Origin of the sequence: Pseudomonas sp. Irchel 3H3 (assembly GCF_900187635.1) — a bacterium.
In the GTDB taxonomy this organism is placed as follows: domain Bacteria; phylum Pseudomonadota; class Gammaproteobacteria; order Pseudomonadales; family Pseudomonadaceae; genus Aquipseudomonas.
The window spans coordinates 22,015-35,408 of the sequence record NZ_FYEC01000002.1; the positions used below are offsets into that span (position 1 = coordinate 22,015).

At 58.1% G+C, this 13,394-nt stretch carries 11 protein-coding genes; 5 read left to right on the forward strand and 6 right to left on the reverse strand.

Annotated features, from left to right (window positions below; translation table 11 throughout):
* The first annotated feature begins 74 nt into the window (after positions 1 to 74).
* From purB to aceA, 5 genes are all read left to right on the forward strand, one after another.
* Complete coding sequence (purB, locus tag CKW24_RS03115; protein ID WP_095165226.1) at positions 75 to 1,445, forward strand: adenylosuccinate lyase; 1,371 nt, start codon at positions 75 to 77, stop codon at positions 1,443 to 1,445.
* An 86-nt stretch (positions 1,446 to 1,531) separates the two neighbouring features.
* Complete coding sequence (locus tag CKW24_RS03120) at positions 1,532 to 2,701, forward strand: cupin domain-containing protein (protein ID WP_095165228.1); 1,170 nt, start codon at positions 1,532 to 1,534, stop codon at positions 2,699 to 2,701.
* Entirely contained in the window at positions 2,694 to 3,119 is a 426-nt protein-coding gene (locus CKW24_RS03125; protein ID WP_095165229.1) for a GNAT family N-acetyltransferase, read from the forward strand. Before CKW24_RS03120 ends, CKW24_RS03125 begins: the two co-directional genes overlap by 8 nt.
* A 229-nt stretch (positions 3,120 to 3,348) precedes the next feature.
* Positions 3,349 to 4,086 carry a secretin N-terminal domain-containing protein gene (locus CKW24_RS03130; protein WP_095165230.1) on the forward strand — a complete coding sequence of 246 codons (738 nt, stop codon included), beginning with the start codon at positions 3,349 to 3,351 and terminating at the stop codon, positions 4,084 to 4,086.
* 496 nt (positions 4,087 to 4,582) lie between these two features.
* Entirely contained in the window at positions 4,583 to 5,908 is a 1,326-nt protein-coding gene (aceA, locus tag CKW24_RS03135; RefSeq protein ID WP_008032724.1) for an isocitrate lyase, read from the forward strand.
* 216 nt (positions 5,909 to 6,124) lie between these two features.
* Here the strand turns inward: aceA and CKW24_RS03140 are convergent, their stop codons facing one another.
* From CKW24_RS03140 to CKW24_RS03165, 6 genes are all read right to left on the reverse strand, one after another.
* Positions 6,125 to 8,212 (reverse strand): leucine--tRNA ligase, encoded by a 2,088-nt coding sequence (locus CKW24_RS03140; RefSeq protein WP_095165231.1) that lies wholly within the window; start codon positions 8,210 to 8,212, stop codon positions 6,125 to 6,127.
* An 83-nt stretch (positions 8,213 to 8,295) separates the two neighbouring features.
* On the reverse strand, positions 8,296 to 9,504 hold the full coding sequence (locus CKW24_RS03145; protein WP_256585383.1) for an MFS transporter: 1,209 nt from the start codon (positions 9,502 to 9,504) through the stop codon (positions 8,296 to 8,298).
* On the reverse strand, positions 9,501 to 10,616 hold the full coding sequence (locus CKW24_RS03150) for a histidinol-phosphate transaminase (RefSeq protein ID WP_095165233.1): 1,116 nt from the start codon (positions 10,614 to 10,616) through the stop codon (positions 9,501 to 9,503). Before CKW24_RS03150 ends, CKW24_RS03145 begins: the two co-directional genes overlap by 4 nt.
* Positions 10,613 to 11,356, reverse strand: coding sequence for a class II aldolase/adducin family protein (locus CKW24_RS03155; RefSeq protein ID WP_095165234.1), 744 nt, complete (start codon positions 11,354 to 11,356; stop codon positions 10,613 to 10,615). Before CKW24_RS03155 ends, CKW24_RS03150 begins: the two co-directional genes overlap by 4 nt.
* Entirely contained in the window at positions 11,349 to 12,326 is a 978-nt protein-coding gene (locus tag CKW24_RS03160; protein WP_095165633.1) for a C-terminal binding protein, read from the reverse strand. Before CKW24_RS03160 ends, CKW24_RS03155 begins: the two co-directional genes overlap by 8 nt.
* Before the next feature lie 60 nt (positions 12,327 to 12,386).
* Positions 12,387 to 13,376 carry an ornithine cyclodeaminase family protein gene (locus tag CKW24_RS03165; RefSeq protein WP_095165235.1) on the reverse strand — a complete coding sequence of 330 codons (990 nt, stop codon included), beginning with the start codon at positions 13,374 to 13,376 and terminating at the stop codon, positions 12,387 to 12,389.
* Positions 13,377 to 13,394 lie beyond the last annotated feature (18 nt).

Consider the following 13,394-nt stretch of genomic DNA (forward strand, 5'->3'; position numbering starts at 1 on the left):
TGGCAACGGACCGGCGGATTTTTTCATGTATGATACGCGCCCCATTTCGTTGCCCGACTGTCCGAGAACACCCCATGCAGCTCTCTTCGCTCACTGCGGTTTCCCCTGTTGACGGCCGCTACGCCGGCAAAACCCAGGCCCTGCGGCCAATTTTCAGCGAATACGGCCTGATCCGTGCTCGCGTCCTGGTGGAAGTGCGCTGGCTTCAACGCCTGGCCGCCCACGCTGCCATCCCTGAAGTGCCAGCCTTCTCCGCGCAAGCCAACGCCGTTCTCAACGAACTGGCCGAGAACTTCTCGCTGGAGCACGCCGAGCGCGTCAAAGAGATCGAGCGCACCACCAACCACGACGTCAAGGCCATCGAATACTTGCTCAAAGAGCAAGCGGCCAAGCTGCCGGAACTGGCCAACGTCAGTGAGTTCATCCACTTTGCCTGCACCAGCGAGGACATCAACAACCTGTCCCACGCGCTGATGCTGCGCGAAGGCCGTGATGACGTGATGCTGCCGCTGATGCGTCAGACCGCCGAAGCCATCCGTGAACTGGCGATCCGCTTCGCCGACGTGCCGATGCTGTCGCGCACCCACGGGCAACCGGCTTCGCCGACCACCCTGGGCAAAGAGCTGGCGAACGTGGTGTACCGCCTGGAGCGCCAGATCGCCCAGGTCGCTGCCGTGCCACTGCTGGGCAAGATCAACGGCGCCGTAGGCAACTACAACGCCCACCTGTCGGCTTACCCGCAGATTGACTGGGAAGCCAACGCCCGCGCCTTCATCGAAGACGAACTGGGCCTGGGTTTCAACCCGTACACCACGCAGATCGAGCCGCACGACTACATCGCCGAGCTGTTCGACGCGATCGCGCGTTTCAACACCATCCTGATCGACTTCGACCGTGACATCTGGGGCTACATCTCCCTGGGTTATTTCAAGCAGCGCACCATCGCTGGCGAAATCGGTTCCTCGACCATGCCGCACAAGGTCAACCCGATCGACTTCGAAAACTCCGAAGGCAACCTGGGTATCGCCAACGCACTGTTCCAGCACCTGGCGAGCAAACTGCCGATTTCCCGCTGGCAGCGCGACCTGACCGACTCCACCGTACTGCGTAACCTCGGCGTGGGTTTTGCCCACAGCGTGATCGCGTACGAAGCCAGCCTCAAAGGCATCAGCAAGCTGGAGCTCAACGCGCAGAAAATCGCCGCTGACCTGGACGCCTGCTGGGAAGTGCTGGCCGAGCCGATCCAGACCGTGATGCGCCGCTACAACATCGAAAACCCGTACGAAAAGCTCAAAGAATTGACCCGCGGCAAGGGCATCAGCCCTGAAGCGCTGCAGACTTTCATCGATGCACTGGACATGCCTGCCGAGGCAAAGGCCGAGCTGAAACTGCTCACCCCGGCCAACTACATCGGTAACGCAGTCGAGCAAGCTCGACGCATCTGATCGACCGCTTGACCCGTTTGAGACGCCCGGCAGCGCCGGGCGTTTTTATTCCCGTCTGAAAAGTGCTTTTTTTCAATAGGTTACACATGAATCCTGATATTCCTCTGCAACTTCTGGGCGGCATCACTGCACGCGAGTTCCTGCGCGACTACTGGCAGAAAAAACCGCTGCTGATCCGCCAGGCAATCCCTGACTTCGAAAGCCCGATCGACGCCGACGAACTGGCCGGCCTGGCCCTGGAAGAAGAAGTCGAATCACGCCTGGTCATCGAGCACGGCGAGCGCCCTTGGGAATTGCGTCGCGGCCCGTTCGCCGAAGACGAATTCAGCAAGCTGCCGGAGCGTGACTGGACCCTGCTGGTGCAGGCTGTCGACCAGTTCGTGCCGGAAGTCAGCGAACTGCTGGAAAACTTCCGCTTCCTGCCGAGCTGGCGCATCGACGACGTGATGATCAGCTTCGCCGCCCCAGGTGGCAGTGTTGGCCCGCACTTCGACAACTACGATGTGTTCCTGCTGCAAGGCCATGGCCAGCGCAACTGGAAAATCGGTCAGATGTGCGACTCCGAGAGCCCACTGCTGCAACACGCCGACCTGCGCATCCTGGCCGACTTCGAAGCTACCGACGAGTGGGTCCTGGAGCCGGGCGACATGCTCTACCTGCCGCCACGCCTGGCCCATTGTGGCGTCGCCGTGGATGACTGCCTGACCTATTCGGTAGGCTTCCGCGCGCCGAGCGCCGCTGAAGTGCTGACCCACTTCACCGACTTCCTCAGCCAGTTCCTGCCGGACGAAGAACGCTACACCGACGCCGACGCACAACCGGCTGCCGACCCACACCAGATCCAGCATGACGCACTCGACCGCTTGAAAGGCCTGCTGGCCGAGCACATGAGCGACGAGCGCCTGTTGCTGACCTGGTTCGGCCAGTTCATGACCGAGCCGCGCTACCCGGAGCTGGTAGCAGGCCCGGAAGATGTGACCGAGGACGACTTCCTTGGCGCCCTGGAACAAGGCGCGGTGCTGATTCGCAACCCGAGCGCGCGCCTGGCCTGGTCCGAAGTCGACGACGACCTGCTGCTGTTTGCCAGCGGCCAGAGCCGTTACCTGCCGGGCAAACTGCGCGAACTGCTGAAAATGATTTGCGCCGCCGACGCGCTGCATGTCGACAACCTCGGCCCATGGCTGAGCGACGAAGACGGCCGCGGCCTGCTGTGCGAACTGGTCAAGCAAGGTAGCCTGGGGTTTGCCGATGAATAAGATTCGCGTACGTGTCGCAGACTGGCAAAAGGATAACGCCGAGATCCGGCGCATTCGTGAAGCGGTATTCATCGCCGAGCAATCGGTTCCACCCGAGCTGGAATGGGATGCCGACGACGCAAGCGCCGTGCACTTCCTCGCATTTGAAGGCGACTTTCCAATTGGTACCGCTCGCCTGCTGTCCGACGGCCACATCGGCCGGGTCTCGGTACTCAAGGACTGGCGCGGCCTGAAAGTCGGCGACGCCTTGATGCAAGCGGTGATCGGCGAAGCCGAGGAGCGCGGGCTCAAGCAGCAGATGCTCAGCGCCCAGGTGCAGGCCACAGCGTTCTATGAGCGCCTGGGTTTCAAGATTGTCAGTGAAGAGTTCCTCGAAGCCGGGATTCCTCATGTCGACATGGTGCGTGACTCGGCCTGAAACCGGGTTGCGGCCATCGCGGGCAAGCCCGCTCCCACAGGGCTTGCCCATGACCTTGTGGGAGCGGGCCGGGCGGCGCTCCGCTTGCCCGCGATAGCACTATCAGAACCACCCAGAACGCCCCGCCATCCACCGATGCCGGGGCGTTTTGCTGTCTACGATTCAACTTGCTCCACCGCAGGCCGACAAACTGGCACTATCAAGACACTTGAATGCGGAGATAACGGATATGTCCCTACGCGCCCTGCTCACCACCCTGCTGCTCGGCTGCAGCTTTGCGGCCATGGCGGCGACCGAAGTGGTACCGCTCAACCACCGCACCAGCGCCGACCTGCTCCCCGTGGCGCAGAATTTCATCGGCAAGGACGGCACCGTCAGCGCCTATGGCAATCAACTGATTGTCAACGCAGATCCCGCCAGGATCAACGAACTTAAGGCCCTGCTCAGCCAGCTCGACACCGCGCCAAAACGCCTGCTGATCACCGTCGACACCAACCAGAACAACCAGCAGGACAGCAGCGACCAGCAAACGCAGATCATCAGCTACAGCACCGCCAGTCGCGAAGGCGGCATCCAGCAGATCCAGGCCAGCGAAGGCGTGCCGGCACTGATCCAGACCGGCCAGAGCGTCCCGCTCACCAGCACCGGGACCGACACTTACGGCCGCCTGCAAAGCCAGACCGAATACCGCAATGTCACCCAGGGTTTTTACGTGACCGCCAGCGTCACCGGCGAAACCGTGCACCTGGCCATCAGCACCAACCGTGACCGCATGAGCCAGGAACGTCCCGATGTAGTGAATGTGCAAAGTACCGACACAAGTGTCAGCGGCCGCCTGGGCCAATGGATCACCCTGGCCGGGATCAACCGCCAGACCCAGGCCGATAAACAGGGCATGACCCATACCTATGGGACCCAAGGCCGGGATGACCTGAGCTTGCGGGTGAAAGTCGATACCTTGGACTAACTCACCGAAAACTGACTGATTAGTCGTATTAGACCAAAGATGTAGTGCTTGAAAAAAAGCACTACAAAACGTTTGACGAGGCAAAAAAGCAAAGGCATGATGGCCTCGCTCCCGCTAATCAGAGGCCCTGGCAAGGGCCTTCGAAGCGTTGCTTGCAACCACCCTGCGAGCCGTTTCGTGTCTGTACCGCCCACAAGGTGTGTTTGACGAGGTTGCCGACTGGAACGAAGTTGTCCCGAGGGACGGAAGCGTAAATAGGTAACCCGGCACACCACTGATGTTCGCACCAGGCCCACGACGCCCGAATGCGCCCGACAGCTCGCCCTTACCTGCTCAGCCTCCATCCTCGAGCTCATCGTTCATCCCGTCGCCACCCCCGCCAAACCCGCCTTGACCGGCCAAGCTTCTGGTCAGCGAGCAGCCTGTTACGCCTTTTGACACGCGTACCCGGCAAACGGAATTTTCCACCAAGACCTATGCGACGAGGTTTATCTCCATGGCACTGACACGCGAACAGCAAATTGCAGCCCTCGAAAAAGACTGGGCTGAAAACCCACGCTGGAAAGGCGTGACACGCGCTTACTCCGCTGCTGACGTCGTCCGCCTGCGCGGCTCGGTTCAACCCGAGCACACCTTTGCAAAACTGGGCGCCGAGAAGCTGTGGAACCTGGTGACCCAGGGCGCCAAGCCGTCCTTCCGCCCTGAGAAAGATTTCGTCAACTGCATGGGCGCCCTGACCGGCGGCCAGGCTGTACAACAAGTCAAAGCCGGTATCCAGGCGATCTACCTGTCTGGCTGGCAAGTGGCTGCGGACAACAACTCTGCCGAATCGATGTACCCAGACCAGTCGCTGTACCCGGTTGACTCGGTACCGACCGTGGTCAAGCGCATCAACAACTCGTTCCGTCGTGCTGACCAGATCCAGTGGAAAGCCGGAAAAGGCCCGGGCGACGAAGGCTACATCGACTACTTCGCACCCATCGTGGCTGACGCTGAAGCTGGTTTCGGCGGCGTCCTGAACGCCTACGAGCTGATGAAGAGCATGATCGAGGCAGGCGCTGCCGGCGTTCACTTCGAAGACCAACTGGCTTCCGTGAAAAAATGCGGGCACATGGGCGGCAAGGTACTGGTTCCTACCCAAGAAGCTGTACAGAAGCTGACCGCTGCTCGTCTGGCAGCTGACGTCGCCGGTACTCCGACCATCATCCTGGCCCGTACCGACGCTAACGCCGCTGACCTGCTGACTTCCGACTGCGACCCGTACGACCAGCCATTCGTGACTGGCGAACGCACCCAGGAAGGCTTCTACAAAGTGCGCGCCGGCCTGGACCAGGCCATCGCTCGCGGCCTGGCTTACGCTCCGTACGCCGACCTGATCTGGTGCGAAACCGCCAAGCCGGACCTGGACGAAGCTCGTCGCTTCGCTGAAGCGATCAAGAAGGAATACCCGGACCAACTGCTATCGTACAACTGCTCGCCTTCCTTCAACTGGAAGAAAAACCTGGACGACGCGACCATTGCCAAGTTCCAGCGCGAACTGTCCGCCATGGGCTACAAGCACCAGTTCATCACCCTGGCTGGCATTCACAACATGTGGCACAGCATGTTCAACCTGGCGCACGACTACGCCCGCAACGACATGACTGCCTACGTGAAGCTGCAAGAGCAGGAATTCGCTGACGCTGCCAAAGGCTATACCTTCGTGGCGCACCAGCAGGAAGTGGGCACTGGCTACTTCGACGACATGACCACCGTGATCCAGGGCGGCTCGTCTTCGGTGACCGCACTGACCGGCTCCACCGAAGAAGAGCAGTTCCACTGATCGCCTTCGCCTTGAGCACACGGCCATCGCAGACCTGGTAGAAAGCTAACTGCAATGCCGAAAATCTGACGCCCCGACTGGTTCGGGGCGTTTTTTTGCCTGCGATCCCTTCTGAGCTTGCTTGCGAGCGAAGGCGGCCTCGAGCCTTGTGGCGCCCATAAAGACGCCTTCGCCGGCCGGCTCCTACAGGGGGGGAGCGGAGTCGGCGACCAGGAATCAGATGACGAAGTTAACCAGTCGGTTGGGCACCACAATCATCCTGCTCGCGCCTTCCAGATAGCTACGCAGCACCGGATCAGCCAATGTCCGGATCCGTATTGCATCGTGATCGACATCAGCCTGGATCAGGATTTCCCCACGCAATTTGCCGTTGACTTGCACCATCATTTTTACCTCGTCCTGCTTCAAGGCTTCGTTGTCCGGCGCAGGCCATGAACTGTCATAAATGCCGCCCGGGAAACCCAGTTCCGCCCAGAGTGTCTGGGTGATGTGCGGCGTCACGGGATTCAGGACCTGCAACAGGATCGCCATCCCCTCGCGAGCCACCTGGAGGCTGGCAGCCCTGCCCCCCTCCAGCACCTTGAGCATCTTCATCGCACCCGACACTACCGTGTTGTATTGCATCCGTTCGTAATCGCTGTTGACCTGCTGCAGCAAGCGATGCATCTCAAAGCGCACGCGCCTGGATTCTCCAACGTCCTCAACCCGATCGCCCTCCCTCGCCCGACCTTCATAGGCAAACGTCCAAAGCCGACGCAGGAAGCGATAAGCCCCCTCAACCCCACTGTCGCTCCAGATCGTGTCCTGGTCGGGCGGGCCCGCGAAAATGGTAAACAAACGGGCAGTGTCGGCGCCGAATCTGCTGATGATGTCCTTCGGCTCGACAACGTTGTTCTTCGACTTCGACATTTTTTCCACGCCGCCAATGATGACGGGCAAACCGTCCTCAAGCGCCGTAGCCCTTACCGGGCGGCTTTTTTCATCGTACTCGACCGTCACCTGCGCCGGATAAAACCATCGCCGACTGCCATCGTCCGCCTTGCGGTAATAACTTTCCCGCAACAGCATGCCTTGGGTGAACAGGTTCATGAACGGCTCGCTGAACGCCACCAGCCCCTCATCCCGCATCGCCCGGGTCCAGAACCTGGCGTACAGCAGATGCAACACCGCATGCTCGATACCGCCGATGTATTGATCGACGGGCATCCAGTATCGACTGCCTGGCCCGACCATCGCAGTATCACTGTCGGGATCGCAATAACGCATGAAATACCAGCTCGAGTCGACGAAGGTATCCAGGGTGTCCGTTTCCCGTAGCGCCGGCGCCGCGCAGCGAGGGCAAGCCACCTGGCGAAACCCGGCATGCGCCAGCAACGGATTTGCGCTGCCGTCGGGAATGCAATCGGTCGGTAACACCACAGGCAGATCCGAATAAGGTACCGGGACGTCGCCACAGTGTTCACAACGGATGATCGGGATTGGGGTCCCCCAGTAACGTTGCCGTGAAATCCCCCAATCGCGCAGGCGCCAGGTGGTGGCTTCCTCACCCATCCCACGTTCAGCCAGCGCAGCGACGATGGCCTGGGGGACTGTCAGCCCGTCGCAGGCGCCGGAATCACCGCTGGCCTTGCCGATCCAGTTGCGCTGCATGATGCGCACTCTGTCGGGCCAACCCTCCAGTGTGTCGATGGCTGACAGCAACTCTTCGGCATATTGCGTGATGCGCAGATAGTACCCGGGAATTTCCCGCTGCTCGACCAGTGCCCCCGAGCGCCAGCCTCGACCGTCGATCACCTGCTCATTGGCCAGCACCGTCTGGTCGACAGGGTCCCAGTTGACTACCTGGGTTTTCTTGTAGGCCACGCCCTTTTCCAGCAGCTTGAGGAAGAACCACTGACTCCATTTGTAATACTGCGGGTCGCAGGTGGCGATCTCGCGCGACCAATCGAAGGCCAGCCCCAACGGCTGCATTTGCGCCTTCATGTCCGCAATGTTCAGCCGTGTCCACTCGGCAGGAGAAACACCCGACTGCATGGCGGCATTCTCTGCCGGCAGGCCGAAAGCGTCCCAGCCCATCGGCATTAGCACGTTGAATCCTTTCATACGCATATGACGGGCCAACATGTCGTTGATCGTATAGTTGCGCACATGCCCCATATGCAACTTTCCCGAGGGATAAGGAAGCATCGAGCAGGCATAAAACTTGGGCCGAGTCTCGTCTTCGACTGCCCTAAATACATCATCTTCAAGCCATTTGGCCTGCGCCGTACTTTCTACCCAGGCTGGATCATATTGCGGTCGCATAAGAGGTTCCTTGACATTGCTGGAGCTGAACGACAAATGACTCGCTCGGCTCACACTCCTTGAAAATTACCGGTCGATTTGCGTTAGCTCCTGTCCGGCGATGAAACACGCGGTGCTACAGCCGTCCTGGCAGCAACCAATAGACAGCCGCCTCCGAACAGGATGCCCAACAGCCCATAGAGACTCCAACTAAGTTGGAAACCGATCCCGGTGATCAACGAGGCTCCCAGCCCTACGGATACCATCCTCGCCCCCGCCAGCACGATCGGAATAAGGGAAAAAAGACTGGCCTGGGTTTGCAATGTGGTTTTCTGCGAAATCAGCGCAGTGATGTAGGTAATGCCGAGAATCTCACCCAGCGTCCAGAACAAAACGAACGCGAGGATTAGAGCCGTGTGTTCGAAAAAGGCATAGGCGCCAAATCCGATACCGTAAAAAACCGCAGCCAGGGACAGATTGGTGAGCGCCCCGAAACGCGACGTCAACGCTATAAGTGGTTGCGTCAATAAGATCACCAGCGACGCATTAACGATACCGACAGCACCGAACACGCTGGCGGCCTTCCCCGCCGTCACCATATCAATCCAAAGAGGCAACTGATATTCACGCTGCGCATCCAGCACGGACAACGCAAAGAACATGGCGCCGGCGATGATCACGATCCTTGGCACATCGACCATCGCGCCGAGGGCAGCCCTTCTGTCTTCAGGTACAGCGCTCTGGCGTTCCGGCAGCGCCAGAAAGACACTCGCTAAAACGCACAACACACTCACGACCATCGCAAAAAGCATTAGGTAGTGACTGTCGAGGCCAAGCAAATAACCACCAATCATGAACAGCAGCGCTGCCCCAAGATTGCTGGCCAAATGCAAATAGCCAAAGGAAGCGATGCGGTTGCTTTCATTTGCCACCAAGGACGTGAGGACACTGAATACCGGAGTGATCAGGCCCGCACACAGCATGAACAACAGCACCATCGCAATGGAGGCGAGCGATGAGCTGAACACGGCAGCGAGCAACAAAAACACCGATGAACAGGACGAGGTACTGATCAAAAGCGCCCGGAAGGAATAATGACCGACCAGCGCCCCACCCAGCAGATTGCCCACCAGATAGAACGCCGACATTAGCGTGATCACCAACGCCACCGCCGAACTGTCGAGTTGGTAATGACGCTGGAAAAACAAGGCAGCGAAAGGCCCCAAGGCATTTGCCATGACGAACAGCAACCGGAGAAAAACGATATTGCGCATCCCTGCCGCCAGACCGATCCTTTTCAGAAATCTCTTCACTTGAGGATAACCTCGACGCTGCGCAAGCACGCAACGCTGGCAGCAGCACTGCCGCTCCCAAGTAGTATTGCCTTCAGGAATTTTTTGAGATCCGCCGAAGCAGGAACGGCCACACGTAACATATTGTGGAGCAGGCCAAAGCTGTGGGGGTATTGTGAACAGTCGCTGACGCGAATTTTAGCCTGAGCGAAAGCGTTGGCCAGACGACCGTCGTACTGATCCTGCAATAATAAAAAATTCGTATCGCTTTCGAATACGACGATCGCGTTAGCCCGGCAGACTTCGATTATTTCACGCTTGATCTGCGCGAGTTTATCGTGCGCCTGCTGCATTGCATCCCGGTTCTGCAAGCAGAACAGCGCAGCTTTCACCGCCACATGGTTTACATCCCATGGGCCGCGCACCTTCATCAGCTCACGAATTGATTCCGGTCGCGTGACTACATACCCCAGGCGCAACCCGGCAAGACCAAAGTATTTGGAGAACGAACGAATGACGAATAACTGCCTGACCGCGCTGAATGCATCCAGACACGAGTGTTGCAAGTACTCAAAGTAGCATTCGTCAACGATCATCGGCTTGTCTTGTCTTACACTAGCCTTGACTAGCGCTTTCAATTGCTCAGGGTCGGTGCGTACGCCCAGAGGATTGTTGGGGTTACACAGGATCAGTCCCTGGCAAGTCCGCAAGGATTCGAGTACAGCATCGGTAGGCAGCACGAATCTTTGGGCTTGTTTCTCGAACCCAACGATCACCGGTACTACGCCATTGACGTCGAGCATCTGGTAATAGAAGGAAAAAACCGGAGAAGGAACCACCACCCTATCCCCAGGCGAAAACAGTGACCGTATCACCAGATCGATTGCCTGATCCGCCCCATTGGTCAGCAATAAACTATCGGTTGAAACCTTGCAGTACTTTGCCAGCTCGCTCAGGAGCATCTGATAATTAGGGTAAGTGAACAGATCTCCGGGCTTCAATTCGGTAGCAATGAATCGAGCCAGAAACTCATGTAGAAACTGGTTTTCATTCAGATCCAGCAACATCGACGAGAGATCGCGTTCCGGAGCCTTCCATAATCCGGAACGCAAGATATGTCCGTGAAACTTCATTTGTGCATCCCTCCGTAGATCACTTGTTCGCCTAGCTCATACATCTGTCTGACCTCGTCGTCGCTGGCGTACACCACCGACTTCCCTGTGGCCGCCGACAAATACTGGCTGGTAATCAATCGACTGATTTCCGCAGTGAACGCCACGGCACGATGAAACGCCTCGGACAGGTCGCGGCCAAAACAGGTAATGCCATGACTGGGCATGACAATGCAGTTGGTGTCATTGGCACAGCGGCCAATGGCACTGACATCCAGTTCGACATTCACACCCTCGCCAAGAATGCATGGCGGTTTGCCCAATACCAGTGCCGTATCGTTCGACACGTATTCCATCTCACGCCACTGCATGACAGCGAAGAAGGAAATGACTTCGTTGGGATGAAGATGCACCGTGGCATTGACATCAGCGCGACAGCGCATGATTTCCCGATGCATCTGGTGCCCAAGGCTGGGTCTGAAACGACCGTGCAAAAGCTCATCGGACTGCATATCCAGCACAGCCAGATGTTCAAGACCGCACTCTTCCAGGGAGACGCCGCGGTGTTTGGTGTAGATCACTTGGCGCTGCCAGTACGAGCAATGGCTGCGTACAGCGATATTGCCCAGCGTATTGACCAACAGCTGTCGCGCAGCCAAGCGCTGACCGTATTGAAGAATACTGCTGCCTATCGCTACGTCGAACCAAGCCGGCAACCCGGTTCGGGAAGTTTCCAGTCCCGCCATTTTTAATTCAGGCATATCCCTTTGCCTCCCCCGATACGCAATCGGGATTGACCACGGTTTTGATCTCTGCCCCCTCTAGCAGACCCATAATCGTTTCCAAGGCATTGGCCTTTAACTCGGCCAGCGAGCGTTCGCTGTAAAACGCGGCATGCGGGGTCAATAACACACGCTCATGTTCGATCAGGGCCTGGGGAAGTACCGGTTCCTCCTGCACAACATCAAGTAGTGCCATGGAAACTATCCCGGACTGCAAAGCCCGAAGCAGAGCACCGGTATCGACGATGCCGCCTCGCGCGGTATTGACTAGGGTCGCACCGTGCTTCATCCGCGAAAATTGCGCATCGTTCATCAAATGCTCAGTGTCCGGACTAAGCGGCAGATGCAGCGATATAACATCAGCCGTTTCAAGCAATGACTTCAGCGTGCCACCTTGCGCAATACCTTCGCCACAGCGCTCGACCCTGGGATCGTAAAAACAGATCCGGTAACCCAAGGCCGTCGCTCTGCGCGCCAATGCCCGTCCTGTCGCGCCATAACCGATCAACCCCAGGACCGTATCTGCGCAGGCTCTAATCTCGCCATTATGAGCTCGCCAGCTCCAGCCGCCCTGCCGGGTGTGCCTGGCGTAGTCGAGAAGCTTGCGCTGGGCAAAGAGGATCAACGCCATGGCATGCTCCGCGACTTCCTCTGCTCCCACAGAGCCGATGTTGGAGCAATGAATGCCTTTCGCGCTCAACGCCTCGACATCCACATCATCAAGGCCAATAGTTGCCTTTACCAATGCACGGCAACGATGCATCCTGGCAACCAATGGCGCGTCGATGACGACCGAATGAAAAGCGATGATTCCGTCGGCCCGGGCCAATTGTTCATCCGAGGGGCGGGAGGTGACCTCCAGGCGATAAGGCTGATACACCGAACCAGAGGCATACTCCCCAGGGTCGATATAATTCACTCTCTGCGAATCGATTATCAAAATATTCATGGGCATCTCCTCCTTCCCTAGCAGTAGCATTGCCGATTCAAATAACGCGCCTGGCAGCTCTCAGCCGCTGAGGTAGTCGCAGTGTTTGCCAATGTTCCCTGCTTGGGCCACGTCATATAGGCAGGCAGCGACCACCATGTCCTGACTGGCGTGTCCGACGCTGCGGAAATAACTCAGACCTTGTTTATGCGTGACTGGCGCAGGCTGCTCGACGGCTAATGCACCGATTTCACGGATGTCCTTTACACCGATCACCGACAACGCCAACGCCTGAGAAATTTCGCCCGACTCGCGGCATGCGGCGTCCAAATGATCGACATGAACCTGAGCGTTACCCAGTAACCGAGGATCGATCTCGCACGCCTGATGAGTACTGCCGCCAATGGCGTTGATATGGGCATCGGGTTTGAGCTGATGCGCTTTAATCAAGGGCAGTGGACTGTCATGGGAGGTCGTCGTGCAGACAATGTCCGCATCAGCCAACGCCTCCTCCATGCAGTTGACGGCCTCGACCGGCAGCGAAAGCTCAATGGACAGACGCTCGGCCAAAGCGACACTTTTGGCCGGACAACGGGAAAATATCCTGACCTGTCCCAGATCCCTAATGGCGGCCATCGCCTTGATATGCGCTGCGGCCTGAGCCCCGGAACCTATCACCGCCAGATTGAGTCGCGCCCACGGGCAGAGCTTGTCCGTCGCCAGGGCACTCATGGCACTGGTACGAATCGCCGTCAGTGATGCACTGTCAATCATGGACAGCAACCTCCCGCTTTCGACATCGATCAATAAAACCGCACCATTGACCCCGGATAACCCATGCATAGGGTTGTCCGGATGGAACGACGATACTTTGATGCCCAGCGTCTGACTTCCGGGCAAAAAGGCCGGCATGAACAAAGAGAATGCTTTCTGTCGCTCATGAGTAATTATCGAACGTTGCGGAACCACGGGAGGCGCGAGTGCAAACTCCTGGTGGGCTTTTTCGAGTGCGCGAATAAGCGTTCGCAACTCGACACAACGCCCGATATCTTCGCGATTAAGAAGTAGCATGGCTTATCCTTTTTCCAT

Coding starts and splice junctions, on each gene's coding strand:
- CKW24_RS03150 (WP_095165233.1), bottom strand. CDS start 10,616: ATGAAGTTTCACGGACATATCTTGCGTTCCGGATTATGGAAGGCTCCG.
- CKW24_RS03155 (WP_095165234.1), bottom strand. CDS start 11,356: ATGCCTGAATTAAAAATGGCGGGACTGGAAACTTCCCGAACCGGGTTG.
- CKW24_RS03120 (WP_095165228.1), top strand. CDS start 1,532: ATGAATCCTGATATTCCTCTGCAACTTCTGGGCGGCATCACTGCACGC.
- CKW24_RS03140 (WP_095165231.1), bottom strand. CDS start 8,212: ATGCGACCGCAATATGATCCAGCCTGGGTAGAAAGTACGGCGCAGGCC.
- aceA (WP_008032724.1), top strand. CDS start 4,583: ATGGCACTGACACGCGAACAGCAAATTGCAGCCCTCGAAAAAGACTGG.
- CKW24_RS03160 (WP_095165633.1), bottom strand. CDS start 12,326: ATGAATATTTTGATAATCGATTCGCAGAGAGTGAATTATATCGACCCT.
- CKW24_RS03125 (WP_095165229.1), top strand. CDS start 2,694: ATGAATAAGATTCGCGTACGTGTCGCAGACTGGCAAAAGGATAACGCC.
- CKW24_RS03130 (WP_095165230.1), top strand. CDS start 3,349: ATGTCCCTACGCGCCCTGCTCACCACCCTGCTGCTCGGCTGCAGCTTT.
- purB (WP_095165226.1), top strand. CDS start 75: ATGCAGCTCTCTTCGCTCACTGCGGTTTCCCCTGTTGACGGCCGCTAC.
- CKW24_RS03165 (WP_095165235.1), bottom strand. CDS start 13,376: ATGCTACTTCTTAATCGCGAAGATATCGGGCGTTGTGTCGAGTTGCGA.